Below are 23,195 nucleotides of genomic sequence, written 5' to 3'. Positions count from 1 at the left end.
CGCGTGCCCCACTCTGAAGAATTCGACGTCATTGTTATTGGCGCGGGCCATGCTGGTTGTGAGGCAGCCTTGGCAGCGGCACGGCTGGGCTGTCAAACCCTATTGCTGACCCTCAACCTCGATCGCATTGGCTGGCAACCCTGCAACCCAGCGGTGGGTGGGCCAGCCAAATCGCAACTCGCCCATGAAGTCGATGCCTTAGGCGGCGAAATCGGCAAAATGGCCGATCGCACCTATCTGCAAAAGCGGGTGCTGAATGCCTCGCGGGGACCGGCTGTTTGGGCGTTACGGGCGCAAACCGACAAGCGCGAATACGCGGCAGTGATCAAGCAGGTGTTGGAGCAGCAACCAAACCTGCGCCTACGCGAAGGCATGGTCACGGATCTGCTGATTGGGTCAAATGACGAAGTCCAAGGTGTAGAAACCTACTTTGGCTCTACATTCCGTGCTAAGGCAGTGATTCTGACCACGGGCACTTTCCTCGGGGGCTGCATTTGGGTTGGCAACAAGTCGATGCCTGCCGGTCGGGCTGGTGAATTTGCTGCGGTTGGCCTGACAGAAACACTGCAGCGACTGGGCTTTGAAACCGATCGCCTCAAAACGGGAACGCCTGCCCGCGTCGATAAGCGATCGGTGGACTACAGCCGCTTGGAACCCCAACCAGGGGATGCAGAAGTTCGCTGGTTCAGCTTCGATCCCGAAGCGTGGGTGGAGCGTGAGCAACTGCCCTGCTATTTGACTCGTACGACTGCTGAAACTCACAAATTAATCCGCGACAACCTGCACCTGACACCGGTTTATGGTGGCTATATCGATGCCAAAGGGCCGCGCTATTGCCCCAGCATCGAAGACAAAATTGTTCGTTTTGCCGATAAAGAATCCCACCAAATCTTTATTGAGCCGGAAGGCCGCGATATTCCCGAGCTGTACATCCAAGGCTTCTCGACCGGACTGCCAGAGGATTTGCAGCTAGCGTTGCTGCAAACGCTGCCGGGGCTAGAAGACTGCGTGATGCTGCGCCCTGCCTACGCGGTTGAGTATGACTACTTGCCGGCGACTCAGTGCCTGCCGACCTTGATGACGCGGCGGGTCGAAGGACTGTTCAGCGCGGGTCAACTCAACGGCACCACAGGCTATGAGGAAGCGGCTGCTCAAGGCATTGTGGCGGGGATTAATGCTGCTCGCTTTGTGCGCAATCAGGATGCGATCGTCTTCCCACGGGAAGGCAGCTACATCGGTACCTTGATCGATGACCTTTGCACAAAGGATCTGCGCGAACCCTATCGAGTGCTGACCAGCCGCAGTGAATATCGGCTGCTGCTGCGGGCAGACAATGCCGATCAGCGCATGACGCCACTGGGTCGCGAAATTGGCCTGATCGACGATCGCCGCTGGGCGCTGTTTGAGCAAAAACAAGCTCGGATTGCAGCGGAGAAAACCCGCCTCAATCAACAGCGGGTTAAAGAGCATGACCCCGTGGGACAGGCGATCGCGCAGCAAACTCAAGCCCCTATCAAAGGTTCAGCCACGCTGGCAGAGCTGTTACGCCGCCCCAACTTCCACTACGCCGATTTAGAAGCGCACGGACTCGGGGATCCAAGTTTGGCGATCGCTGAAAAAGAAGGGGCTGAAATTGCGATCAAGTACGCCGGTTACCTACAACGCCAGCAAGCCCAAGTGGATCAAGTGGTGCGCCAGAGCCAACGGGCGCTGCCAGTCGATCTGGACTACAACGCTATTACCTCGATGCGTTTAGAGGCACGGGAAAAACTAGCGCGATTCCGGCCACTGACCTTGGGACAGGCCAGTCGGATTGGCGGCGTCAATCCTGCCGATATCAACGCGCTGCTGATTTGGTTAGAGGTTCAAGAGCGTCAACGCAGCCAAGTTGAGACTGCCTTGGTACGATAAGGCCGACTTGATTGCAGAGTGCCATGACTGCTGGGCAGCCGACAGAACCAACAGAGGCCAAAACGGTCACTGCCGTACCGGTGCTGCCAACCGATTTGGAGGCGACGGTCGATCAGACGATCGATGCGGTTTTTGAACGGCTGGGCTTGAACAGTGAGCAGCGTAATCTCTGGCTGACTTCACGCACAGCCAGCCCGACATTGGTGGTCTATGCGCCGCCGCCTGTCCCGCCTGCGACGGTGATGACTCAGCCTGAAGAAGACGCGAGTCGCGATCGCTGGCGGTTAGCCTTTGCTGCGTTTGCCCTCTTAGTAGCCGCCGGCTTGAGTTTTTGGAATCTGCGGCAGTGGCAACAACAAACGGCTCAAGTGGCCTCAGGTGAAAATCAAGAGTTTGCTACTTACCTCAGTCGCAGCTTGGATTTACTGGACGCTGATCCCACCTCGGAAACGGCGACAGCTGCCAATCCTGCTGCCTCTGTACCGTCCTTGGCTGGTCTCTTGCCCCCACCCCCGCCCAGTGGTGTGACAGGGACTTTGCCTCCGCCTGCCCCCTTAACGGTCGCGCCGACTTCTGTAGGTACGCTCCCACCTCCGCCACCGCTATTACCGGCCCCGCCGGTCAGCACTGGGGGCGGTAACTCTGTGAGTCCACCCCCGACACCACCCAGCACTGCTCCTGTGGCAGCAGGTCGCACCCTGAACGGCGTCATTGACCTCGGCGATCGCTCGACTGCCCTGTTCACAATCAACGGCGCTAGCCAACAGGTCAGCGTGGGTCAGAGCCTCGGCGATGGCTACGTCGTCAAGCAGATCACCAGCCAAAGTGTGACGCTGGGACGCGGTGGTAGTCAGCAGACAATTCCGATTGGCGGTTCGTTCTAGGGCTGCGTTTTGCGAACACCTCGAGCGATCGGGCGGGAGTGTTACCCTGCGATCGCTGTCTGTGCTGCCTCTTGCAAGCCATGAACTGGACGACTGCGCTGCCAAGCTTTTTGATCACCCTGCGCGAGGGATTTGAAGCGGCGCTCGTGGTGGGCATTGTCTTAGCCTGCTTGGCCAAAGCCGATCGCCGCGACTTGAATCGCTGGGTTTATCTCGGGCTACTGGCGGGGTTGCTCGCCAGTTTGTTGCTGGGGCTGCTGCTGGGCAACGCCTTAGGCACCCTGAGTGCCGCTCAGTTTTACTACGCACCGGCGCTGCGCTTACTCCTAGAAGCCTTGCTCTGTGCGATCGCGGTTGGTTTGCTCAGTTGGATGCTGATTTGGATGACTCGGCAATCGCGATCGCTGAAGTCCGAGGTGGAGCAAGGGGTGCGGCAGGCAATTCAAGCCGGTAGTGATCGTGCGGTTTTTGGCATTGTCTTTGCTGCGGTCCTGCGCGAGGGCTTCGAGACGGTGATCTTCCTGCTGACCCAAGGGCAACGGGGTTGGCTGCCCAGTCTGGGGGCAATAACGGGTCTCAGTGGCGCTGGCCTCTTGGGCTGGGCCATTTTTCGGGGCAGCATCCGACTCAATCTGCGTCGCTTCTTTCAGGTAATGGGTGTGCTGCTGCTCATGATCACGGGCGGGTTGCTGCTGACGGCACTTCGTAAACTCGATGCCGGTTTAGGGCTGCTAGAGCAACTCAGTCAGGGTCGCTGGGGGCTTTGCCAGAGCACGGCGTCCTGCTTGTTGGGGCCGCAACTTTGGGATCTGCAAGCGCTCTTGCCCGATCGCCAATTCCCAGGACTGTTCCTCAAGCTGATTGCGGGCTACAGCGATCGCTTCTTTTTGATTCCAGCGATCGCCTACGTTGTCTTTTGGATTAGTGTGGGTGGCCTCTACTTCCGCAGCCTGCAATCGCCCCAACTCCCTAAAACACCTGCCACGCAGGAATCCTAACGGAGTTGAGTTGACTCGGGCTTAGATGCCCGCGCCGTCCAAAAACTCTTCGATCGCGCGATCGCGCAGTTGGCAGCGATCGCCCACGGGTGTGAGTTCCCCATGCTCAGATGGGTTGAGATCGAGGCCTTCGAGCCGGTCTTCCAAGGCTTCGATGCGATCGAGCAGCATCCGAATCACGCGCGCTTCCGAGTCGGGCATTTGGCTGTGATCCAGCGGATCGACGCGCACGCCAGACCGATAGATCACCCGTCCAGGAATACCGACCACCGTGCAATCCGAGGGGACATCTCGCAGCACCACAGAACCGGCACCGATGCGGACGTTCTCACCAATTTGGATATTGCCGAGCACCTTGGCTCCCGCACCGACCACAACGTTATTAGCCAGCGTTGGGTGACGTTTACCACTCTGTTTGCCTGTGCCGCCAAGGGTCACACCCTGATAGATCAGGCAGTAGTCGCCGACGATCGCCGTTTCGCCAATCACCACGCCCATGCCGTGGTCGATGAAAATGCCTTGACCGAGGCGAGCACCAGGGTGAATTTCCACCCCAGTCAGCAAGCGACTGAGATGCGACAGGAGACGCGGAATCACCGGCAAACGCTGCTGATAGAGCCAGTGGGCCACCCGATGGCAGACCAGCGCCTGAAATCCGGGGTAACACAGCAGGACTTCCAGCCCGTTGCGGGCAGCAGGATCCCGTTCGAAAATAATTCGGAAATCGGCAGCCAGCGTTTTAAACACGGGTGGCAGCAGGATAAACAATTCCCTCTATGCTGACATAGCCTGTTCTGGACTGTTGGTCTAGGCGGCTAAGTATTGGGAATGGTTGTGCAGCTCGGTCACTTCAGCCCGAGGCGCGATCGCAGGGGCGGTTTCCACAGGTTGCTGAACTTGGGCGAGCAAGCGCTGCAAGCGAGGAATTTCAGCACTGTTGTAGACCCGAAATTCGCTGCTGATGCTAGCTTGGGCCGTCCGCACACCTTGGTTCAAGACCAGAGAACCATCGGGATCGGACACAGAGCGATGGAAGGTGCCCGGTGGTAAGCGCAGGATTTCTTTGCCCGCTTCGAGGCGCACCACGTGAAACGGCTGTTCCCACGCAAAGTTGACTAAAAAGAAAGTCCGGCCGCCGGTCAGCGCCAAGAGATTGTCTTCTTGGTTGGGATGGAGATAAAACTGCCAGTTGCCTTGCTCGTCGTTATTGGGACTGACAGCGGGTCCTTCATGGAAGACTAAGTCACGAATATTGGACTCGGGTACCGTGACATCAAAGAAGCGAACGCTGGGTGTGTCGCGGAATCTTTCGTAGCTGATTAGTTCATACATAACGGTAATCTCAAGGCCCCTGGGTGGATAAACAGCACCTTAGAAGGCCGATCTCAGGGAATCAAAACGGCTGCAACAGGCTATCCATTCGCAAAATGCATAGATTGTCGTTATGAACATTACGCAACTGCAGATTCTGGCCGCAGTCGTAGAGACAGGGAATTTCTCGGCGGCTGCCCTGCAACTCGATCTCTCGCAGCCAGCCGTCAGTCGGGCGATCGCTGCGCTGGAAGATGAACTTGGCGTAGTGCTGCTGTCGCGGGGGCGGTTTGGAGCGCGTCCCACTCGGGTTGGGGAGCGAGTTGTGCAACTAGCCCAGCGAATGCTGCAACTGCACGACAGCATGGTGCATGAAGTCAATCTTGAAAAAGGTTTGCAGGGCGGCCATCTACGGATTGCCTCGTTTCGCAGTGCTGCCACCCACGTGCTACCGTCTCGGCTGGCGCTGTTTCGGCAGCGATGCCCCGGCGTTAGCGTCAGCATCATCGAAACTGACCCCCAAGGTGTCGAGCAGGCTTTGCGAGAAGGCAAAGTCGATATCGGTCTGGTGCCGCTGCCCCGATCAGAAGAGTTTGATACATGGGAAATTACCCGCGATGAATATGTCGTGCTCTTGCCCAGTCATGCCCATCCGTCCGGCCAACCGCTGACCTGGGCACAGCTCTCGCGCTATGAGTTCATCCTCTATAACTATGCGGAATGCACCACAGCGGTGCGACAGCATTGGGCAACAGCGCACCAAGAGCTCAAGGTGGCTTACGAGATCAAAGAGGATTCCACGATTGTCAGCATGGTGGCTCAAGGGTTAGGAGCAGCGATTTTGCCACGGTTGGCAGCAGTGCCAATCCCACCAGAGGTGGCTGCTCACCCCCTCCCAATTCCGCTGGAGCGGGTGATTGGCGCTGCAATCTTAGCGAGTGCGATGCAGGTGCCATCGGTGTTTGCCTTTCTGGATGTCCTGCGCCAAACTGCGCCAGAGCCACGCGCCACAGGCTAGCCTGAAAAGTCGAATCGCGATCGCCCATCCCATTTGCTTGAGGACTGTTCTGCATGATTCGCTCTTGGCGTCGCTGCTGTCTTGCAGTGATTTTGGTTGGCCTGTTATTGGGCTGTGCCCGTAGCAGTCAGAGCGATGGTGAAATCGTCTTCTGGACGATGCAGCTACAGCCGAAGTTCACGCCCTTTTTCAACGAATTAATCGATCGCTTTGAGCAGGAAAATCCTGGTGCACGGGTGCGCTGGGTGGATATTCCTTGGTCAGCGATGGAGAGCAAAATCCTGACGGCGGTTTCTGCTGGTACTGCGCCAGATGTGGTGAATCTCAATCCCGTCTTTGCCTCGCAACTGGCTGCACGAGGTGCACTGCTCGATCTCAACCAAGCGGTGACGCCGGAGCAGCGCAATCGCTATCTGCCCAATATTTGGCAGGCCAGCAGTTTGCAGGGGCAAGCATTTGGGTTGCCTTGGTACCTGACGACACGGATCACGATCTTCAACCGCAATTTGATGCAGCAGGCAGGTTTGCAGAAGCCACCGGCGACCTATGCAGAACTAGCGATCGCAGCAAAACAAATTCGCGATCGCACCGGCAAGTACGCCTTTTTCGTCACCTTCGTGCCTGAGGATTCCGGTGAAGTGCTGGAGTCGATGGTACAGATGGGCGTGAAGCTGGTCGATGACCAAGGCAAAGCTGCTTTCAATACACCCGAAGGGATTGCTGCCTTCCGCTACTGGGTCGATCTTTATCAACAGGGCTTGCTACCGCAGGAAAGCCTGACCCAAGGCCACCGCCGCGCCGTCGAACTCTATCAATCCGGTGAGATTGCACTGCTACAGACTGGTCCGGAGTTTCTGAATGCGATCGCCACCAATGCACCTGCGATCGCAGCAGTCTCGGGACCGGCCCCTCAACTTACTGGCAAAACGGGCAAGCGCAATGTGGCGGTGATGAATGTCGTTGTCCCTCAAGATGCGAGCGATCGCGAGGTTGGCCTTAAATTCGCGCTCTACGTCACCGACAGCGCCAACCAGCTCAGTTTTGCCAAGGCAGCGAATGTCTTGCCTTCCACGACCGCTTCGCTCAAGGACTATCGCCAACAGCTCCGCGATCGCGGTGATATCAGTTCAACCCTCACTCAAGCGCGATCGATCAGTGCCGCCCAAATGGACACCGCACAAGTCCTTGTCCCAGCGGCTGCAGAGATGAAGGAGTTGCAGCGTCTGATTTATGAAAACCTGCAGGCGGCGATGCTGGAACGCAAAACCGTCGAGCAAGCAGTGGCTGATGCGGCAGCAGCTTGGAACAGCAGCCGCTAGCAATTGGGCAGCTTCCTTAAGGATTTCAGGCGATCGCCACAGAGCTTGTTACAGTTGATCACATAAATAAATCTTTTGTCATAAAACGGCATCCTCATGCGATCGCTTAAAGCAGTTGAGCCTTCGACGCCGAAGGAAAAAATTTTAGTTGTGGATGACGAAGCTGCGGTGCGCCGCATCCTCACCATGCGTCTATCGATGGCCGGCTATCAGGTGGTGGTCGCCAGTGATGGCCATGAAGCTTTGGCGATGTTCGAGCAGGAAGCCCCCGATTTAATCGTCCTCGATGTGATGCTGCCCAAGCTCGATGGCTACGGGGTTTGCCGTGAGTTGCGCAAGCTTTCGGATGTCCCGATCATCATGCTGTCCGCCTTGGGCGATATTGCTGATCGCATCACCGGCTTGGACTTAGGGGCCGACGACTACTTACCGAAGCCCTTTTCCCCCAAGGAGTTGGAAGCTCGGATCGCCACCATTCTGCGTCGGCTCGACGACTCCCCAAGTGCCCTGTCTGCGCCGTCATCGCCCGGGGTCATCCGCATCAGCGATGTGGAAATTGATACCAATCGCCGCCAAGTCTTTCAGCGGGGCGAGCGAGTGCCCTTGACCTATACCGAATTCAGCTTGCTGGAACTGCTGTTCCGCCAGCCCGGTCGTGTTGTTCCCCGCGCCGAAATTCTCGAAGAACTCTGGGGCTATCCACCCCGTCGCAATGCTGATCTGCGGGTTGTGGATGTCTATGTCGCTCGTTTGCGATCGAAGCTCGAATCTGATCCGCGCAATCCTGAGCTGATCATCACGGTCCGCGGAACGGGCTACACCTCGCAGCGCCTCAAAGATTTACCCGAAGCCGCCGGTGCTTAAGGCGATCGCCGGTTAGTAAATCACGGATGATGGAACGGTACTGCTGTCCGATCGCCGGTTTCGTCCTCCATGTCTGACTTGCGCGCCACTCGCCTCGAAAAAGCTCTGCAACTGCGTGAGCTCGGCTTTGAGCCCTATGCCTATCGCTGGGATTGTAGCCACAGCGCCGCGCAACTCCAATCGCTCTATGCTGACTTGCCGGCTGGGGAAGAAGTCGATGTTGAGGTGGCGATCGCGGGTCGAATTATGGCCCGTCGTGTCTTTGGCAAGCTCGCCTTTTTTACGTTGCAGGATGAGAGCGGTCAGATTCAGCTCTACCTAGAAAAGCAACGACTGAGCGAATCGATGGCGGCGACCGACCCCGAAGCCTTCAGCCATCTCAAAGCCCTGACGGATGTGGGCGATATTCTCGGCGTCAAAGGCAGCATTCGCCGCACCGAGAAAGGCGAACTCTCGATCGCAGTCAATCAGTACGCCATTCTCACCAAGTCCCTCCAACCACTGCCCGATAAGTGGCACGGACTGACGGATGTGGAGAAGCGCTACCGCCAGCGCTACGTGGACCTGATCGTCAATCCGGAAGTGCGGGAGACGTTTCGGCGCCGCGCCAAAATTACTGCTGCAATTCGGCGCTACCTCGAAGACCAAGGCTTCATTGAAATCGAAACGCCGGTTCTGCAAGCGGAAGCGGGTGGCGCGGAAGCTCGGCCTTTCATCACTTACCACAACACGCTGGAACTCGACCTTTATCTGCGGATTGCGACCGAGTTGCACCTCAAACGCTTGATTGTGGGTGGCTTCGAGAAAGTGTTTGAACTGGGGCGCATCTTCCGCAACGAAGGCATTTCGACCCGCCATAACCCCGAGTTCACCTCGATCGAGGTCTATCAGGCCTATGCCGACTACGAGGACATGATGCGCTTGACGGAAACCCTGATCGCCCAAGTCGCTGAGCAGGTAGTGGGGTCGCTGCAAGTGCCCTACCAAGGTCAAACCATCGATCTGGCGCCGCCGTGGAAACGGGCAACCATGGCTGAACTCGTGTTGGCAGCGACGGGTATCGACTTTGAGGCACTGCCGGATCTGGAAGCGGGAATCGCAGCGGTGAAAGCAGCAGGCATTCCAGTACCGGAGGATTGCCCCAGCCTCGGCAAGCTGCTCAACCACTGCTTCGAAGAGAAGGTGGAAGCAACACTGATTCAGCCGACGTTTGTGATCGACTATCCCGTGGAAATTTCGCCGCTGGCGAAGCCGCACCGCAGCAAGCCTGGTCTCGTGGAGCGCTTTGAGCTATTCATCGTCGGGCGTGAAACTGCCAACAGCTTCTCGGAGTTAACCGATCCGGTCGATCAACGGCAGCGCTTGGAAGCCCAAGCCGCCGATAAAGCCGCAGGTAATGTCGAAGCCAACGATGTTGACGAAGACTTCTTGCTGGCGCTGGAGCATGGAATGCCGCCGACGGGTGGTCTTGGGATTGGTATCGATCGCCTGGTGATGTTGCTGACCGATAGCCCCAGCATCCGTGATGTGATTGCCTTCCCGTTGCTGCGCCCCGAAGTGACAACTGAAGCTGCGGACAGTTAGGCCGTATTCATCAGAGACAAAAACAGGGTGGAAGGCATTACGTCTCCCACCCTGCTGACCGAAATACGGATTTAGAGACCGACGAGTTTGGCGCTCAGATCCCAGAGGCGTTGTGCCGTGCGATCATCACTGGCCTTATCCGATAGCTCTTGGACGAAGGACTGACGATCTTTTTGCTGGCGGTTACCCCAGCTCCAGTGAACGCCAGAGGTTTTGAATTCTGGATCAGCAACAACTTGCGCGACCCGTTCCCCTGCGAGTTCTTGGGTGACATAACCGCCTGTGATGTTCTTTTGGAACCACGGGAAGATTTTTTGGAACAGCTTGGGCGTGTTGCGGAACAGGGGTGTATCGGCAACGCAGCCCGGATAGAGCGAGCTGAAGATAATGCCGGTGCTGTCGTGGAAGCGGCGGTGCAGCTCCCGCGTGGTGATCATGTTGCAGAGCTTACTGTCTTTGTAAGCCTTGCCGGGCTTGAATTTCTTGCCATCAATCATCGCGATCGGAGCTTTGAAACCGGCTTCTAGACCTTCAAGGTTACCGAGATCCGCCGGTGCTGGAATGGGGATTTTGCCGCCCAGTTCCTTGGAGTTCGCAGTGACCGTGCCGAGAATCACCAACCGTTTTTCAGGAGCGGGCGATCGCTTCAAATCATCCAGCAATAGATTGCAGAGCAAGAAGTGACCGAAGTGGTTGGTCGCCACCGAAATTTCGTAGCCTTCGGGACTGCGTTGCGGCTCTTTTAAGCGCGGCAGATAGACAGCAGCATTGCAGACCAAAGCATCAAGGCTGCGCCCCGTTGCACGGAACTGATCGACAAAGCGGCGCACACTAGCGAGCGAGCCTAAATCGATTTCCATCAGGCTGTAGTTCTCGGGTTTGATTCCCAAGGACTTGGCGGCCTCAGCTGCTTTCTGCAGGTTGCGGCAAGCCATCACCACGTGCCAGCCACGGGCTGCCAGCGCTTTCGCACCGTAGAGGCCCACGCCCGAGGAAGCGCCCGTAATGATGACCGTGGGTTGCTGCGTCTCGCTCATCTCGCTCAGACTCCTAAATGCAATGCACCGCGAATCTTGTTTGAGTCTCCCACGCCAAACGCCAGAAACCGCGCCGGTAAAGGATTTTAAAGCTATGGAAAGATTGAGAAAGCTTGCGAGTTTGCAATAGTTTCAGCTTTTGCTCTCAGAGATCAGGCAAGCGATTCTCAGAACTGATTGATGACCAGCGATCGCTCGCCAACCGCTTCAAGCTAAGGGAATGGCGTAGGTTGACCACTCTTGGCGATCGCTCTGGGATGACGGCTGAGGAATGGCGAGCCGCCAAGTACGAGCTTGGGGCTGACGTTGCAGATACAGCTCAAAGGGCTGGGCTTTGATCTGTTGTTTTTGACCCGATTGCTGCAGTTGCCAATCGGCTTGACCCAGTACCCGAAAGGCAGGACGACCACCAATTTCGAGGGGTTGGCGATCGCGGATTTTGAGTTTTCGCACCCGAATGATTGGTGTCGCCAGCCGGAGCTGATCACTGAGCTGGGTTTCGGTTTGCTGAAGTTGCAGCGTCAGACCGGCGCGAATCACCGCGCGATCGGGCAGGCCAAAGGCAGTACAGGCCGAGAGCAAGACAACAAGGACAACAGCCAGCCAGCGCACCGCGATCGCCCGTTCACAACAGCCGTTATTGTACGGAACGGCATTCCACCCGATTTCATGGGGCAACAAGTCTTTGTCACGGCGGCGATCGCGGACTATCTGCAGGCCATGACGACTCCTGAACCCGCGCTGCTGCAGACTTGGCGGGAACAAACCGCGACTCATGCTGCCGCAAAGTTGGGGATTACGCCGACCCAATCGCAATTTTTAGCCTTGCTCATGCAAATTGGGGGCTATCAGCGGGTCTTGGAACTGGGAACAGGCCTGGGCTACAGCACCCTGGCAATGGCGATCGCTCTGCCACAAACCAGCTCGATTTTGACCCTCGATCGCGATCGCGCCACCACGGATTTAGCCCGACAGTACTGGGAATCAGTGGGATTGAGCGATCGTATTCAACTACAGCAAGGCGAAATTCGTCCGGCTCTCCAGCAGTTGCAACAGCAGGGCGATCGCTTCGATTTCATTTGGATTGATGCCGACAAACGCGCTACATCTGACTATTTCCAAGCCGCGCGATCGCTCCTCGCTCCCAAGGGATTGATCGCGGTGGATAACGTGTTGTGGTCTGGTCGCGTCGCTGATCCTGACGATGGCGATCGCCGCACTCAAGCTCTGCGCGACTTCAATGCTGCGATCGCTGCTGATCCCACGTTGCAAGTCAGCTTGCTACCGCTTGGGGACGGTATTGCTTTGATCCGACCCTGCAACTGAGGCGATCGCAGGTTACAAGTGCAGGCCGCACTCTTGCTTTAAGCCCCTGAAACGAGTGCTGCGCTCATCACTGTCGTCCGCCTGCAGAGGACGGCTGGAATGCCAGTCGCCAACGGTGACGTAGCCCTGATCAAAGAGCGGATGGTAGGGCAGATCGTGAGCAGTCAGATATTGATAAATGTCGCGGGAGTGCCAGCCGAGAATCGGCCGAATTGCATAGCGATCATCCTTGAAGTCGACAATTTGCATCGACTGGCGATGAGCCGTTTGCTGCCGCCGTACGCCCGATAACCAAGCCGTTGCACCCAATTCCCGCAAGGCGCGATTCATCGGCTCTACCTTGCGTAGCTGGTCATAGCGGTTGAAATCCTCAACCGACTCGCTCTCCCACAACCGCCCATAGAGCGCTTCCATCCGCGCCGGACTAATTTCGGATTGATAGACCTTGAGATTCAGCTTGAGCCGTTCCGTCAGCTCTGCCGCAAACTGATAAGTCTCTGCAGGAAGATAACCCGTGTCGATCCAAATCACCGGAATATCCGGCTGCACCTGAGTAGCCAAGTGCAGCATCACCGCCGACTGAATGCCAAAACTTGTGCTGAGAACCAGCCCTGAGCCAAATTCAGTTGCTGCCCACTGAATGATCTGCGTGGCTTCTTGATCAGCAAGCTGAGCATTGATTTCGGTCAGGTTGGGCAACAAAGCAGGCATGGAATTCGTTTGAGCGATCGCAACAGAATGAAGAGCTAGAGCTAGGCCGTCGGTGCAGCGGGTTCAAGACCCTGTTCAATCTGCTGCCGCGACTCACCCCAATAGGCACTGTAGGTGTAAATGGCGTCGTTGCCTTCCTCGGTCGTTTCCCAGCGATAGATCGCCGACTTCGGTTCAACGCCCAATTCCAGCAGCTTGGCACCCATGTAATATTCCATCTGCTTGCGCGTCATCGTGCTCAGTCCGCCGGGCTTAAATTTGCTGACGCGGCGCGACATGTGGGCCTGGGTGTGCTTGGCCATAGAAGTAAAAGGGAGCAGGAATATCCTCAGTTTGACATTCCCTTTTTAGAACCATCCGCAAACTGCAGGAACTCTTTGGATCGCCCTGAATATTGCTCAGGCAACCGTTAGTTGCAGCAATCCCTGAGCCTTCCACAACGTCAGCCACGAGACCGGCGGCGATCGCGGCAAATCGTTATCCTGCAGAAGAGACAAAACCTTACAGTGGCACCGCGCATCATGGTCAGCGCCAACTCAGCAATCTGTATTCTCGGCGGTGGATTTGGCGGACTCTACACAGCACTGGCGCTCGCCCAACAGTCTTGGCAAGGTGTCACGCGTCCCGCCATTCACCTGATCGATCGCAGCGATCGCTTTGTCTTTTTACCGCTGCTCTACGAACTGATCACAGGCGAGCTGCAGGCCTGGGAAGTCGCCCCCCGCTATCGCGATCTGCTGGCGAATACGCCGATCCAATTCCATCGCGGCGTAGTGAGCGAAGTCGATCTCCAGCAACAGCGCGTCGTTCTGGAATCGGGACAAGTCTTTGAGTTTGGCCAGTTGGTATTGGCTTTGGGTGGTGAAACGCCTCGTGATCTTGCTCCTGGAGCAGAAACCCATGCGCTGCCGTTCCGCAGCTTAGAGGATGCGATCGCCCTCAATGCCCGGTTGAGCGAGTTGGAGCGTCAGCCCGATCGCCAAGTCCGCATTGCGGTGGTTGGAGCGGGTCCCAGTGGGGTTGAGCTGGCTTGCAAGCTAGCTGATCGCTTGGGCGATCGTGCCTGGATTCGCCTGATTGAGTTAGGTGAAGACATCCTGCGCAACTCGCCGGAATTTAACCGTGAAGCCGCAGAACGAGCTTTACAGCAGCGCCAGATTCTTTTGGATTTGAAAACAGGCGTGGCTGCTGTGGAAGCCGATGCGATCGTGCTGCAACGCGGCGATCAAACGGAACGACTCAGCAATATCGATCTGGTCTTGTGGACTGTGGGGAACCGCGTGCCTGCAGCGGTGGCTGCTCTGGATTTACCTAAAAATGCTCGGGGTCAACTGCAAACTCAGCTGACGCTACAAATCAACGGCTACGACAACCTGTTTGCGCTCGGGGATTTAGCAGAATTGCCCACTGTCGATGGCAAAGCGATTCCAGCTACCGCTCAAGCGGCATTTCAACAAGCCAGCTGTCTGGCTGCCAACTTGGTTGCCCAACGGCGAGATCAGTCCTTGGCTGACTTCCAGTACCAAGCGCTGGGAGAGATGCTGGCATTGGGTTCTGGCAATGCGACCCTAACGGGGTTGGGACTGACGTTAGAAGGCCCACTGGCTGCTGTCGCGCGACGCCTCGCCTACCTTTACCGGATGCCCACTCCAACGCAACAATGTCGGGTGGGTCTGAATTGGCTGCTCCAACCCTTCGACTCGCTGCTGCACTCTTAATGGCTGGTTATGGCTGATCCTCAGGTCATTTTCTTTGATGCGGTGGGGACACTCTTTGGCGTGAAGGGCAGTGTCGGTTTGGCCTATCGTCAGCTAGCACTAGAGTTTGGCGTCGATGCCAATGCACGGCGCTTGAATGACGCGTTTTATGCAGCGTTTCAAGAAGCACCGCCACTCGCGTTTCCTGAGGCACCACCGGCGCAAGTTCCTGCCTTGGAGTATGAGTGGTGGCAAGCAATCGCACGGCGCACATTTGAGCGATCGGGAGATTTAGAGCAATTTTCTGATCAGACGTTTGCCGACTTTTTCCACGCCCTCTATCGCTATTTTCAAGGGCCAGAGCCGTGGTTTGTCTACGACGATGTCTGGCCGCTGTTGGACTATTGGCGCGATCGCGGCGTGGCTTTAGGAATCATCTCCAACTTCGATAGCCGCATTTATCCCGTCCTCGATAGCCTTGGTTTAGCCCCTTATTTCAGCAGCGTCACGATTTCGCCAGAGGTCGGAGCTGCCAAACCCGATCGCCTTGTCTTCGCGACTGCTTTGGCACAACAACAGTGCCAGCCCCATCAGGCTTGGCACATTGGCGACAGTTTCCGAGAGGATGTGCGAGGCGCGCAAGCAGCAGGTCTCCAGCCAATTTGGCTGAAGCGCGAGCCTTGACGCTACAGCAAAAGGCGATCGCCCGTCCGGTCAGACTGCTAGAGTGGACAATTGGAAGTCCACAGAGCTTGCATGATTGAGACGTCTGGCGTCGTTGAACGCGAACAGGGCAACGGTTTTTATTTAGTAGTCCTCGATCAGCCCCCAGGACACCAGTGCCTGTGCCGAGCTGCTGGCAAATTGACCAAGAACAAAATTAAGGTCTTGGCGGGCGACAAAGTGACTGTTGAAGTCAGCCCCTATGATTTGGGTCGCGGTCGGATTACCTTCCGTCACCGTAAGTAATCAATCGTTGGATGCAGCACTCGTTCTAGCAAACCTTGCGGCGAGACTGCATCTTTGAAGGAACCGAATCAATCTTGCAAAAAAGCTGGGCTTTGGTGAAAAGCTCAGCTTTTTTGCTGGGGCAATTCCGATGCTTGAACCGCTTCGCTGCGGCTTTCGCACCACTGCTTCGTGACCTGTTGGCGATAGGCAAATAGGCGTTCCAGCTGTGCATCGACCACTGGACCAACACTCAACTCTGCCAGCCAACCGCCGGGCAGTGCGTATTCCACCTCATCAATCAGACGGGTGCGATCGCCCTCGCGGCTGAAGACATGACGATGCAGCCATTCCGTAAAGGGACCTTGGCTTTGGCGATCGCAAAAGCAGCGCCCTGGCTCGTAGTCATCACCATGGGTGGCAACCCAACGAATCGGCACCGGACCTAACCAGAGCCGAAACTCCGAAACAGCTCCAGGCCCCAGCCCGCCTTCCCGTCGCACAATCTCCACCGGCAACCAAGGCGGCGTCAACTGCTGCAAAACATCAGGCTGTTCGTGGAAAGCCCACACCAATTCCCGCGGTGCTTCGATAACCGTCGATCGCTGAAATCGTCGCATGAGACCTAAGTAAGACTCGGCTGACGACTGGCTTGGAACAGATCCGCAGCGCTGGCAACTTCGCCGTGCAGGTCGTAGATATCGGCGTCCGTGATCCGCACAGTGACCAAGCTGCCGAGGGCGGCTTCGCCTTGGACGTAGACCATGCCATCGACTTCGGGGGCAAAGCGTGCCGATCGCCCAATTTTGAGACCGGTGCTCGGTTGTTCTTGCTCGATTAAGACATCAACCAAACGACCAATCTGAGCACGATTACGACGTTCTGCGATCGGTTGCTGCGTTGCCATCAAGGCATCACGGCGCGCTTCCTTAACTTCATCCGGTACAGGATTCGGCAGATCGATCGCAGCCGTTCCATCTTCCGGCGAGAAGGCAAAGACACCGACGTGATCAAACTCGTGACGCTCGATGAACTGCTGAAGGTGACGGAAATGGGCTTCCGTTTCACCGGGGAAGCCAGCGATGAAGGTGGTTCGCAACACCGCATCTGGCAAGGCTTCTTTCAGTTGCTCGATGATGCGATCGTTGACGTTGCCCTGCCAAGGCCGATTCATCGCCTTGAGAATCTCGGGATGGGAATGCTGCAACGGCAGATCGAGATAGGGCAGCACGTTGTGCGTTTCGCGGATCGCGGCAATGACGTCTGGCGTCAGGCCTGTTGGATAAGCGTAGTGAATGCGAATCCACGGCACATCGACTTGACCAAGTTGGCGCAGCAGTTCCGCCAGCATCGGTTTGCCGTAGCGATCGAGGCCATAGTTGGTGGTGATTTGCGAGATCAGCACCAGCTCCTGCACACCCTCAGAGGCCAGTTGATGCGCTTCGGCCACGATCGATTCAATCGATCGCGATCGCTGCTTGCCCCGCAGGTGCGGAATGATGCAAAAAGCGCAGCGGTAGTCGCAGCCTTCCGCGACCCGCAGATAGGCGACGGCTGACGTCGTGGTGCGATAGCGCGGTAGATTTTCGTCCGCAATGAAGCTAGGTTCTTGAGAAATGGCGTTGACGCGCTCGCCACTCTCCGTGCGCTGCAGGACGTCAACAATGCGGTGATAATCGCCCGTTCCTACCAAGGCGATCGCTTCTGGCAGCTCAGCCAAAAGCTGATCCTGAAAATGCTGGGCGAGACAGCCCGCGATCACAATTTTCTTGCCCGACTCCGCCAGTTCCACCAGCGTGCGCACCGATTCTTCCCGCGCCGCTTGAATGAAGCTGCAGGTGTTGACCACCACCACATCGGCCAGCTCTTCATTGGCATCGATGCCGTAGCCTGCCTCAGCGAGCAAACCAATCATGTGTTCAGTGTCGATGCGGTTTTTCTCACACCCGAGGTGCGAGAACGCGATCGTTGGTTTGGCCGTCATGGCAGCGCGCAAACGGAATGAAGGAAAGGCGATCGCTTTCAGTGCAGATCAAGCGACAACTGAAAGTCGAATAGCTTGTCGATCCTATCGCACCACTCTGGACTCTGAAGTAGTGGCGTTCCATCCAAAGAGTATGATGCTTGTTACAGACCCGCGATTGATGGCAGCAACTCGATTCTGACGTGGATTTGCATCGTATTTTCGGAACCACAACCCCCGTCATTGGCGTGGTGCACCTGCAACCGCTGCCTACGGCAGCCCGCTGGGGCGGCAATCTGCGCGCTGTGATTGAGCGTGCTGAACAGGAAGCAACAGCCCTCGCTGCCGGCGGTGTGAACGGCATTATTGTTGAGAACTTTTTCGACGCACCTTTTCCGAAAAACCACGTCGATCCCGCCGTTGTCAGTGCAATGACGCTGATTGTGGAGCGACTGCAAAACCTCGTCACCGTTCCTTTGGGGCTGAACGTTCTGCGCAACGATGCCCACAGTGCTTTGGCGATTGCGAGTTGCACTGGTGCAGCCTTCATCCGCGTCAATGTCCTGACAGGAGTGATGGCCACAGATCAGGGCTTGATTGAAGGCGAAGCCCATCAACTGCTGCGCTACCGGCGTGAGTTGGGCAGTGATGTCCAAATTCTGGCGGATGTCTTGGTCAAGCACGCTCGACCTCTAGGCACACCGAATCTGACTGTGGCTGTGCAAGACACGATCGAGCGTGGACTGGCTGACGGTGTGATTCTTTCCGGTTGGGCAACCGGCAGCCCGCCATCACTAGAAGATTTGGAGCTGGCAAAAGCTGCCGCAGGTGATGTTCCTGTGTTTATTGGTAGCGGTGCCTCGATCGAGAACATTGGCCAACTCTTGCAAGCTGCGGATGGCGTGATCGTTTCCTCGTCGCTGAAGCGTCAAGGCAAACGCGAGCAGTCGATCGATCCGGTGCGAGTGGGCCGCTTTGTCGATACGGTACGGGCTTGCCAACAACGTCCCCAAGCGGTTGCAACTCCCAAGGCAGTCAACACCAATAGCGCTAGCCTCTCGCGTTAAAGCAGAAATACCGGTGCGCATTGCTGCGATCGCCTCTGTAGAATGAGAAGTTTCTGCAGGGGAGGCGATCGATGGGACTAGCAGGGCGCGACCTACTGACGCTAGCGGACCTTTCGAGTGCAGAAGTTCTCGAAATTTTGGAACTGGCCGCTGCTCTCAAGTCTGGTCAAACGGCCGTCCACTGTCCTAAGACACTGGGACTGATCTTCAGCAAGTCCTCAACCCGCACCCGTGTCAGTTTTTCGGCAGCCATCATGCAGATGGGCGGCCAAGTTTTAGATCTCAACCCCAACGTCACCCAAGTGGGGCGGGGTGAACCGATCGCGGATACGGCGCGCGTCCTCAGCCGCTATTTGGATGTGCTGGCGATTCGCACCTTCGCTCAGCAAGACCTCGAAGAATACGCCCACTACGCTGATATCCCCGTCATCAATGCCCTGACGGATGACTACCATCCCTGCCAAATCTTGGCGGACTTGCAGACGATCCAAGAAAACTTTGGCCAGTGGCAAGACCTAACGCTGACCTATCTGGGTGATGGCAATAACGTCGCCCATTCGCTACTGCTGGGTTGTGCCCAAGTCGGCATGAATGTCCGCATCGCCTGCCCGCCCGACTATCAGCCGCAGGAACGGATTGTCGCCAAAGCCCGTGAGATTGCGGGCGATCGCGCCAAAGTGGAAATCCTCCACGACCCGATCGCCGCTTCCCAAGGCGCTCACGTTCTCTACACCGATGTCTGGGCCAGCATGGGTCAAGAGGAAGAAGCCCAAGCGCGGGTCAAAGCTTTTACGCCCTACCAACTCAACCAAGCCCTACTGGAAAAAGCCGATCCCGCCGCGATCGTGCTGCATTGCCTGCCCGCCCACCGCGAAGAAGAAATCACGGCGGAAGTCCTTGAAGGATCGCAGTCCCGCGTCTGGGATCAGGCTGAAAACCGCCTCCACGCCCAGAAAGCAGTGCTCGCCTTATTGCTTGATACCGTCCAGTTCTGATTGCGATCGTAGCAACCTGAACGAGCCTCAGCGGCGGTGCTGAGGAAACTGGCGATAGAGCGCAGCGAGCGCCGGACAAGGGGTTTGAGGAACCAAGCGATAGGAAGAAGACCAGTAATTGGGGCCTTGCTGAGCTGACGCCATCCAGAGCAGACGTTTGGCGCGGGTCATTGCCACATAGAGCAGGCGATATTCTTCGGCTTCTCGCAATGCCTGCGCCTCAGAGACTGCGGCTGCTAGATCGGTGAAAGGTTCAACGCTGGCGCCCGTCTCAGCTTGTAAAGCACGTCGTAGTTGTAGCCGCGCGATCGCACTCCAAGGCTGGCCACCCAAAAATGCCTCACTTTGCTTGGGCGATCGCCCACCAGGAACTAGCGATTCCTCAAGAAACGGTAGAAAGACGCAGTCCCAATCCAGCCCTTTGGAACGGTGCATAGTCAGCACGGTGACTTGGCCAGATCGCGTCAATGCCAAGCCCGGATCTTCTGTTTCGATGCCGTTAAAGCGATTGCCCGCTAAAAGCTCTTGGAGATCAGCGAGTAACTGTCCCAGCGAGACGTTACTCCAAGCGCGGCGGCCCAGTTGCTCAGCAAGGGAGTCAGCGGTAGCGAGTTCACTGCCGTCATAACGCAGCGTTAGCGCCAGAAACGGAATGAGTTGATCCGGCGGTAGCTCCGATCGCGCCTTGAGGAGCTGTTGACAAAGCCGTTGGGCCGCTTGCAAGGCAGGATGTGGGTCGTCCCATAGCAATCTATTTCCTAGAAAGACTTCCGGTTCCGGCAGCAAGTCCCAAGGCAATGTGGAGAGGCGATCGCGCTGTACCAAGACCTGAAGCGCAGCCCGCAGGCGATCGCGTTCCTGCGGCCGTTCCAGAAACTGCAGCAGCGTCAGCATCTCTTCCGGAATCTGCCGATCGCGATCGCGGTCTGTAGCTTCCCAGAAATGAATGCCCTGCTGAGCCAGCGGGTCAGCCAAGCGATTGCGCAGGAAGTGCGCTTGGCTATGCTGTCGCACCAAGATGGCCGCTTGGGTCTCAGGATCGGCGCGAAACAACTCAATTAACCGCTGCTGTAAGCGATCGATGGTTTGATCCACATCAGCAGTCTGCAGCAGCTCCAGACCCAACCCAAGCGGATCGGGATTGGCATTGGGTTGAGGATCATCAGCATCGACGGGCCGAATGGCCTGCTCCCGAAATGGCTGCAGCGATCGTGCGTAGGGCCAGTGCTGATTGACCCAGTGCAGAACAAAGTTGGCGGCGGTAAAGACGGCTGCTGTACTGCGCCCCGCTTGGTCGAACATCACCAGTTGTTGCTGGCGATCGCAGGCTTCGCAGAACCGGCGAAAGAAGAGTGGATCAGCAGGTGTGAAGGTCGAGTTGATTGCCTGATTGGGATCGCCGACCCGCACCAGTTGGGGCTGGTCATCGTCGCATCTAGGGGCTAACAGCTCCAATAACTGCATCTGGAGCGGTGATGAGTCTTGGGCTTCATCTTCAAAGATGGCCAGAATTGAGGACTGCCAGTGGTGACGGGCCGGTGGATGACGGAGAACTCGCATCGCCGCCAAGACCATGTCATCGAAATCAATCAAGCTGGCTTGCTGCAGCGCCGCTTGGTAACGCTCATAGAGACCTTGCGCGATCGCCAGCAGCGGATAGTCCCCTAAGCTCGGCCAGTGTCGCAGGCGATCGGCTAAAGCCTCCGGCGAGAGACCGGAACTTTTCAGCTCGGGGATCAAAGTCTGTGCGAGATCCAGCAAAAACTCATTGCGAAGCACGCGACTGCGTCGGAGCTGTTCGGTCAGTTCGCCATCAAATCCAGTGCCATACAACAACTGCTGAAAGTGCTGGGGTTCCGCTTCAATCCACTGATCGACAGCCTGCTGTAGCAAGCGGACTTTGCGGCGATCGCCAATTAAGCTGACCTGATCCCAGTACAGATTGGAGAGTTCAGGAGCGCTACTGGCAATCTGCAGCGACAGACTGTGCAGGGTTTGAACGGTAAATCCGATCGCAGGTAGTCCCAGCTGTTGCAACGTCTCGCGGACTTTCTGACGCAGGTTGAGGGCTGCCGATCGCGTCACAGTGACCAAATAGAGTTGGCGGCGATCGCGTTGCGATTGACGAGCTAGGGCGATCGCGGCAGCCACGGCCATTCCCGTTGATTTACCCGCACCCGGAACTGCTGAAACCGCCAGGCTCCCTGCTTGCCAATCGGCTAACTGCTGCTGTCCAGCCCGCAGCTGAGCCCGAATCGTTTGGAGACAATCGGCCAGACTAGGCGTTGCAATCATCGCGGCCCATCCAGTTGGCGACAAACTGTGTCTTAACAGGCTCAACTGACTCAGCCCAGAAGACCTGAAATGCTGGCTTGACAATTGCTGGTAAATACGAAAACATAAATATCGCTAAATGGGGCTATAGCTCAGTTGGTAGAGCACTTGCATGGCATGCAAGGGGTCACCGGTTCGAGTCCGGTTAGCTCCACTCCATTTAAGCCAAACTAGCCGCCTCGGTTTAGAACTGAGCAAAACAGGGCGATCGCTGCTTAGCGAGACTCTGGCTCTTCGGCGTCCAACGCTTGGCTAATGCCTTGGTTGAGATTGGTTCGGACTTGATCAACGAGTTGATCGACTTCGCGATCGCTGCGGACATTCCCGACTGCAATAACTTGGCTCAAAAACTGCTGGGTAGCCCGCGGAAAGGCTGCCAAAAGTCGCTGTAGCCGCCGGCGAATAAGGCGAAGGTCTCGTTGGATGATTTGCTGGCGAGTCAGAGGACGAGGCATAGCAGCGACCACAAGTCTGGGATCACCATAGCCTGTTGTTGGGATGGCCTCCTATCAGACCTGTCAATGATCAGGGATCGCGACGAACAATGAGCATCTCGGAGCCAATTACCGGACTTCGAGCCAAGAGGCGATCGTCCTCATCGATGATTTCCAAGCGACGGAAACCAAGCTCCCGCGCTTGCTTGAAAACCTCTTGCGCTAGTTGATCCTGCTGAGTGGGTGAGAGGCTGACCCAACCATCACTCAGACGCAAGCGCAGACGACTGCCGACAAAGTTGGCCTCGACCCCCAGGATCAGCGCTTCACTGTAGCGATCGCTAATCGCTGACACTTCCGACTGAATGGCCTCAATCAAGCGGGCATTGGGGTCAATCTCAGTCGGGCGCGGGGGCCGTGGCGGTTCTGGTGCTGGTTTCGGCTCGGGTGGCGGGGCAACGGGAACCGCTTTCGGCGGCGGCAACAGATCAGGCGCAGGCTGGGGTTCAACCTCTGTGACGACGGGTTCTGGCAGCCGGACTTGCAGTTTGGGCCAAGGCAGCGGTTGCTGACTAATCCAGACCACGATCGCGATCGCCACACCTGCACCCAGCAAACCCAACCAGTCGCGCCCTTGCAAACGACGGTCGAGAGCCGGGCGATCGCTGGTGAGCGCCGCATCAGCTGCTTCTAGTGCCGCCAACTGCTGCCCACTCCAGCGATTGAGCCATTCAAAAAGCGCCACTTGGCTGGCTCGCCATGATCCTTGCAGCCGCTGCCAAAACCCCATGAGC

At 56.9% G+C, this 23,195-nt stretch carries 23 protein-coding genes, 1 tRNA gene and 1 pseudogene; 14 read left to right on the top strand and 11 right to left on the bottom strand.

Going from position 1 to position 23,195, the window contains the following annotated elements:
- The first annotated feature begins 3 nt into the window (after positions 1-3).
- The 3 genes from mnmG to DOP62_RS08270 all read left to right on the top strand — a co-directional run bounded on the left by mnmG (position 4) and on the right by DOP62_RS08270 (position 3,793).
- Complete coding sequence (gene mnmG, locus DOP62_RS08280) at positions 4-1,911, top strand: tRNA uridine-5-carboxymethylaminomethyl(34) synthesis enzyme MnmG (RefSeq protein ID WP_208675679.1); 1,908 nt, start codon at positions 4-6, stop codon at positions 1,909-1,911.
- Positions 1,912-1,934: 23 nt separating this feature from the next.
- Entirely contained in the window at positions 1,935-2,795 is an 861-nt protein-coding gene (locus DOP62_RS08275; RefSeq protein ID WP_208675682.1) for a hypothetical protein, read from the top strand.
- Positions 2,796-2,875: 80 nt separating this feature from the next.
- Positions 2,876-3,793 (top strand): FTR1 family iron permease, encoded by a 918-nt coding sequence (locus DOP62_RS08270; protein WP_208675684.1) that lies wholly within the window; start codon positions 2,876-2,878, stop codon positions 3,791-3,793.
- A gap of 140 nt (positions 3,794-3,933) precedes the next feature.
- On the opposite strand, the pseudogene cysE reads toward DOP62_RS08270, so the two are convergent.
- Positions 3,934-4,540, bottom strand: a pseudogene (gene cysE / locus DOP62_RS08265) (serine O-acetyltransferase); the annotation flags it as partial.
- 60 nt (positions 4,541-4,600) lie between these two features.
- Positions 4,601-5,125: a redox protein gene (locus tag DOP62_RS08260; protein WP_208675688.1), complete on the bottom strand. Its 525-nt coding sequence runs from the start codon at positions 5,123-5,125 to the stop codon at positions 4,601-4,603.
- 112 nt (positions 5,126-5,237) lie between these two features.
- Here DOP62_RS08260 and DOP62_RS08255 point away from each other — a divergent pair, with 112 nt between their 5' ends.
- The 4 genes from DOP62_RS08255 (at position 5,238) to lysS (ending at position 9,889) form a co-directional block, all read left to right on the top strand.
- Positions 5,238-6,122 (top strand): LysR family transcriptional regulator, encoded by an 885-nt coding sequence (locus DOP62_RS08255; protein WP_208675690.1) that lies wholly within the window; start codon positions 5,238-5,240, stop codon positions 6,120-6,122.
- 53 nt (positions 6,123-6,175) lie between these two features.
- Positions 6,176-7,441 carry an ABC transporter substrate-binding protein gene (locus tag DOP62_RS08250; RefSeq protein ID WP_370538770.1) on the top strand — a complete coding sequence of 422 codons (1,266 nt, stop codon included), beginning with the start codon at positions 6,176-6,178 and terminating at the stop codon, positions 7,439-7,441.
- 96 nt (positions 7,442-7,537) lie between these two features.
- Entirely contained in the window at positions 7,538-8,305 is a 768-nt protein-coding gene (rpaB, locus tag DOP62_RS08245; protein WP_208675692.1) for a response regulator transcription factor RpaB, read from the top strand.
- A gap of 69 nt (positions 8,306-8,374) precedes the next feature.
- Positions 8,375-9,889: a lysine--tRNA ligase gene (gene lysS / locus DOP62_RS08240; protein ID WP_208675694.1), complete on the top strand. Its 1,515-nt coding sequence runs from the start codon at positions 8,375-8,377 to the stop codon at positions 9,887-9,889.
- A gap of 71 nt (positions 9,890-9,960) precedes the next feature.
- Here the strand turns inward: lysS and DOP62_RS08235 are convergent, their stop codons facing one another.
- Positions 9,961-10,926 carry a protochlorophyllide reductase gene (locus DOP62_RS08235; RefSeq protein WP_208675696.1) on the bottom strand — a complete coding sequence of 322 codons (966 nt, stop codon included), beginning with the start codon at positions 10,924-10,926 and terminating at the stop codon, positions 9,961-9,963.
- Between the two features lie 207 nt (positions 10,927-11,133).
- Positions 11,134-11,607: a hypothetical protein gene (locus DOP62_RS08230; RefSeq protein ID WP_208675699.1), complete on the bottom strand. Its 474-nt coding sequence runs from the start codon at positions 11,605-11,607 to the stop codon at positions 11,134-11,136.
- Between DOP62_RS08230 and DOP62_RS08225 the strand changes: the two genes are divergently transcribed.
- On the top strand, positions 11,596-12,252 hold the full coding sequence (locus tag DOP62_RS08225; RefSeq protein WP_208675701.1) for an O-methyltransferase: 657 nt from the start codon (positions 11,596-11,598) through the stop codon (positions 12,250-12,252). The two genes, DOP62_RS08230 and DOP62_RS08225, sit on opposite strands and share 12 nt — an antisense overlap.
- Positions 12,253-12,264: 12 nt before the next feature.
- Here the strand turns inward: DOP62_RS08225 and DOP62_RS08220 are convergent, their stop codons facing one another.
- Together DOP62_RS08220 and DOP62_RS08215 are read right to left on the bottom strand one after the other, a co-directional pair.
- Positions 12,265-12,963: a phosphoadenylyl-sulfate reductase gene (locus tag DOP62_RS08220; RefSeq protein ID WP_208675703.1), complete on the bottom strand. Its 699-nt coding sequence runs from the start codon at positions 12,961-12,963 to the stop codon at positions 12,265-12,267.
- 41 nt (positions 12,964-13,004) lie between these two features.
- On the bottom strand, positions 13,005-13,265 hold the full coding sequence (locus DOP62_RS08215) for a hypothetical protein (protein WP_208675705.1): 261 nt from the start codon (positions 13,263-13,265) through the stop codon (positions 13,005-13,007).
- A gap of 219 nt (positions 13,266-13,484) precedes the next feature.
- Between DOP62_RS08215 and DOP62_RS08210 the strand changes: the two genes are divergently transcribed.
- The 3 genes from DOP62_RS08210 to infA all read left to right on the top strand — a co-directional run bounded on the left by DOP62_RS08210 (position 13,485) and on the right by infA (position 15,629).
- Positions 13,485-14,681: an NAD(P)/FAD-dependent oxidoreductase gene (locus tag DOP62_RS08210; protein WP_208675706.1), complete on the top strand. Its 1,197-nt coding sequence runs from the start codon at positions 13,485-13,487 to the stop codon at positions 14,679-14,681.
- Between the two features lie 9 nt (positions 14,682-14,690).
- A complete protein-coding gene (locus tag DOP62_RS08205) occupies positions 14,691-15,344 on the top strand; it encodes an HAD-IA family hydrolase (protein ID WP_208675708.1) in 654 nt (217 codons plus the stop codon).
- 72 nt (positions 15,345-15,416) lie between these two features.
- A complete protein-coding gene (infA, locus tag DOP62_RS08200) occupies positions 15,417-15,629 on the top strand; it encodes a translation initiation factor IF-1 (protein WP_011243906.1) in 213 nt (70 codons plus the stop codon).
- A 104-nt stretch (positions 15,630-15,733) separates the two neighbouring features.
- Here infA and DOP62_RS08195 read toward each other — a convergent pair whose 3' ends face one another.
- Together DOP62_RS08195 and rimO are read right to left on the bottom strand one after the other, a co-directional pair.
- Entirely contained in the window at positions 15,734-16,228 is a 495-nt protein-coding gene (locus DOP62_RS08195) for an SRPBCC family protein (RefSeq protein ID WP_208675710.1), read from the bottom strand.
- A gap of 5 nt (positions 16,229-16,233) precedes the next feature.
- Entirely contained in the window at positions 16,234-17,592 is a 1,359-nt protein-coding gene (gene rimO, locus DOP62_RS08190) for a 30S ribosomal protein S12 methylthiotransferase RimO (protein WP_208675712.1), read from the bottom strand.
- 182 nt (positions 17,593-17,774) lie between these two features.
- Between rimO and btpA the strand changes: the two genes are divergently transcribed.
- The gene (gene btpA / locus DOP62_RS08185) at positions 17,775-18,638 is read left to right on the top strand and encodes a photosystem I biogenesis protein BtpA (protein WP_370538769.1); all 864 of its coding nucleotides are present in this window, start codon (positions 17,775-17,777) and stop codon (positions 18,636-18,638) included.
- Between the two features lie 71 nt (positions 18,639-18,709).
- On the top strand, positions 18,710-19,633 hold the full coding sequence (argF, locus tag DOP62_RS08180; RefSeq protein WP_208675714.1) for an ornithine carbamoyltransferase: 924 nt from the start codon (positions 18,710-18,712) through the stop codon (positions 19,631-19,633).
- Between the two features lie 27 nt (positions 19,634-19,660).
- Here the strand turns inward: argF and DOP62_RS08175 are convergent, their stop codons facing one another.
- Complete coding sequence (locus DOP62_RS08175) at positions 19,661-21,928, bottom strand: ATP-dependent helicase (protein WP_208675716.1); 2,268 nt, start codon at positions 21,926-21,928, stop codon at positions 19,661-19,663.
- A 120-nt stretch (positions 21,929-22,048) separates the two neighbouring features.
- Here DOP62_RS08175 and DOP62_RS08170 point away from each other — a divergent pair.
- Positions 22,049-22,121, top strand: a tRNA-Ala gene (locus DOP62_RS08170).
- Positions 22,122-22,182: 61 nt separating this feature from the next.
- Here DOP62_RS08170 and DOP62_RS08165 read toward each other — a convergent pair.
- Positions 22,183-22,422 carry a hypothetical protein gene (locus DOP62_RS08165; protein WP_208675718.1) on the bottom strand — a complete coding sequence of 80 codons (240 nt, stop codon included), beginning with the start codon at positions 22,420-22,422 and terminating at the stop codon, positions 22,183-22,185.
- A 70-nt stretch (positions 22,423-22,492) separates the two neighbouring features.
- Complete coding sequence (locus DOP62_RS08160) at positions 22,493-23,191, bottom strand: hypothetical protein (RefSeq protein WP_208675720.1); 699 nt, start codon at positions 23,189-23,191, stop codon at positions 22,493-22,495.
- Positions 23,192-23,195 lie beyond the last annotated feature (4 nt).

Source organism: Synechococcus elongatus PCC 11801 (assembly GCF_003846445.2).
Lineage (GTDB): Bacteria > Cyanobacteriota > Cyanobacteriia > Synechococcales > Synechococcaceae > Synechococcus > Synechococcus elongatus_A.
Note: the sequence above shows the minus strand (reverse complement) of the source record. Positions and strands in the feature narration are given on the sequence as shown.

What these genes read in the sequence shown, in the direction of transcription:
- DOP62_RS08195 (WP_208675710.1), bottom strand. Translation starts at nt 16,228, where the DNA reads ATGCGACGATTTCAGCGATCGACGGTTATCGAAGCACCGCGGGAATTG.
- DOP62_RS08210 (WP_208675706.1), top strand. Translation starts at nt 13,485, where the DNA reads ATGGTCAGCGCCAACTCAGCAATCTGTATTCTCGGCGGTGGATTTGGC.
- DOP62_RS08215 (WP_208675705.1), bottom strand. Translation starts at nt 13,265, where the DNA reads ATGGCCAAGCACACCCAGGCCCACATGTCGCGCCGCGTCAGCAAATTT.
- DOP62_RS08255 (WP_208675690.1), top strand. Translation starts at nt 5,238, where the DNA reads ATGAACATTACGCAACTGCAGATTCTGGCCGCAGTCGTAGAGACAGGG.
- DOP62_RS08175 (WP_208675716.1), bottom strand. Translation starts at nt 21,928, where the DNA reads ATGATTGCAACGCCTAGTCTGGCCGATTGTCTCCAAACGATTCGGGCT.
- DOP62_RS08225 (WP_208675701.1), top strand. Translation starts at nt 11,596, where the DNA reads ATGGGGCAACAAGTCTTTGTCACGGCGGCGATCGCGGACTATCTGCAG.
- DOP62_RS08270 (WP_208675684.1), top strand. Translation starts at nt 2,876, where the DNA reads ATGAACTGGACGACTGCGCTGCCAAGCTTTTTGATCACCCTGCGCGAG.
- DOP62_RS08250 (WP_370538770.1), top strand. Translation starts at nt 6,176, where the DNA reads ATGATTCGCTCTTGGCGTCGCTGCTGTCTTGCAGTGATTTTGGTTGGC.
- rimO (WP_208675712.1), bottom strand. Translation starts at nt 17,592, where the DNA reads ATGACGGCCAAACCAACGATCGCGTTCTCGCACCTCGGGTGTGAGAAA.
- rpaB (WP_208675692.1), top strand. Translation starts at nt 7,538, where the DNA reads ATGCGATCGCTTAAAGCAGTTGAGCCTTCGACGCCGAAGGAAAAAATT.
- DOP62_RS08275 (WP_208675682.1), top strand. Translation starts at nt 1,935, where the DNA reads ATGACTGCTGGGCAGCCGACAGAACCAACAGAGGCCAAAACGGTCACT.
- DOP62_RS08220 (WP_208675703.1), bottom strand. Translation starts at nt 12,963, where the DNA reads ATGCCTGCTTTGTTGCCCAACCTGACCGAAATCAATGCTCAGCTTGCT.
- argF (WP_208675714.1), top strand. Translation starts at nt 18,710, where the DNA reads ATGGGACTAGCAGGGCGCGACCTACTGACGCTAGCGGACCTTTCGAGT.
- DOP62_RS08160 (WP_208675720.1), bottom strand. Translation starts at nt 23,191, where the DNA reads ATGGGGTTTTGGCAGCGGCTGCAAGGATCATGGCGAGCCAGCCAAGTG.
- DOP62_RS08205 (WP_208675708.1), top strand. Translation starts at nt 14,691, where the DNA reads ATGGCTGATCCTCAGGTCATTTTCTTTGATGCGGTGGGGACACTCTTT.
- DOP62_RS08235 (WP_208675696.1), bottom strand. Translation starts at nt 10,926, where the DNA reads ATGAGCGAGACGCAGCAACCCACGGTCATCATTACGGGCGCTTCCTCG.
- DOP62_RS08260 (WP_208675688.1), bottom strand. Translation starts at nt 5,125, where the DNA reads ATGTATGAACTAATCAGCTACGAAAGATTCCGCGACACACCCAGCGTT.
- DOP62_RS08165 (WP_208675718.1), bottom strand. Translation starts at nt 22,422, where the DNA reads ATGCCTCGTCCTCTGACTCGCCAGCAAATCATCCAACGAGACCTTCGC.
- infA (WP_011243906.1), top strand. Translation starts at nt 15,417, where the DNA reads ATGATTGAGACGTCTGGCGTCGTTGAACGCGAACAGGGCAACGGTTTT.
- lysS (WP_208675694.1), top strand. Translation starts at nt 8,375, where the DNA reads ATGTCTGACTTGCGCGCCACTCGCCTCGAAAAAGCTCTGCAACTGCGT.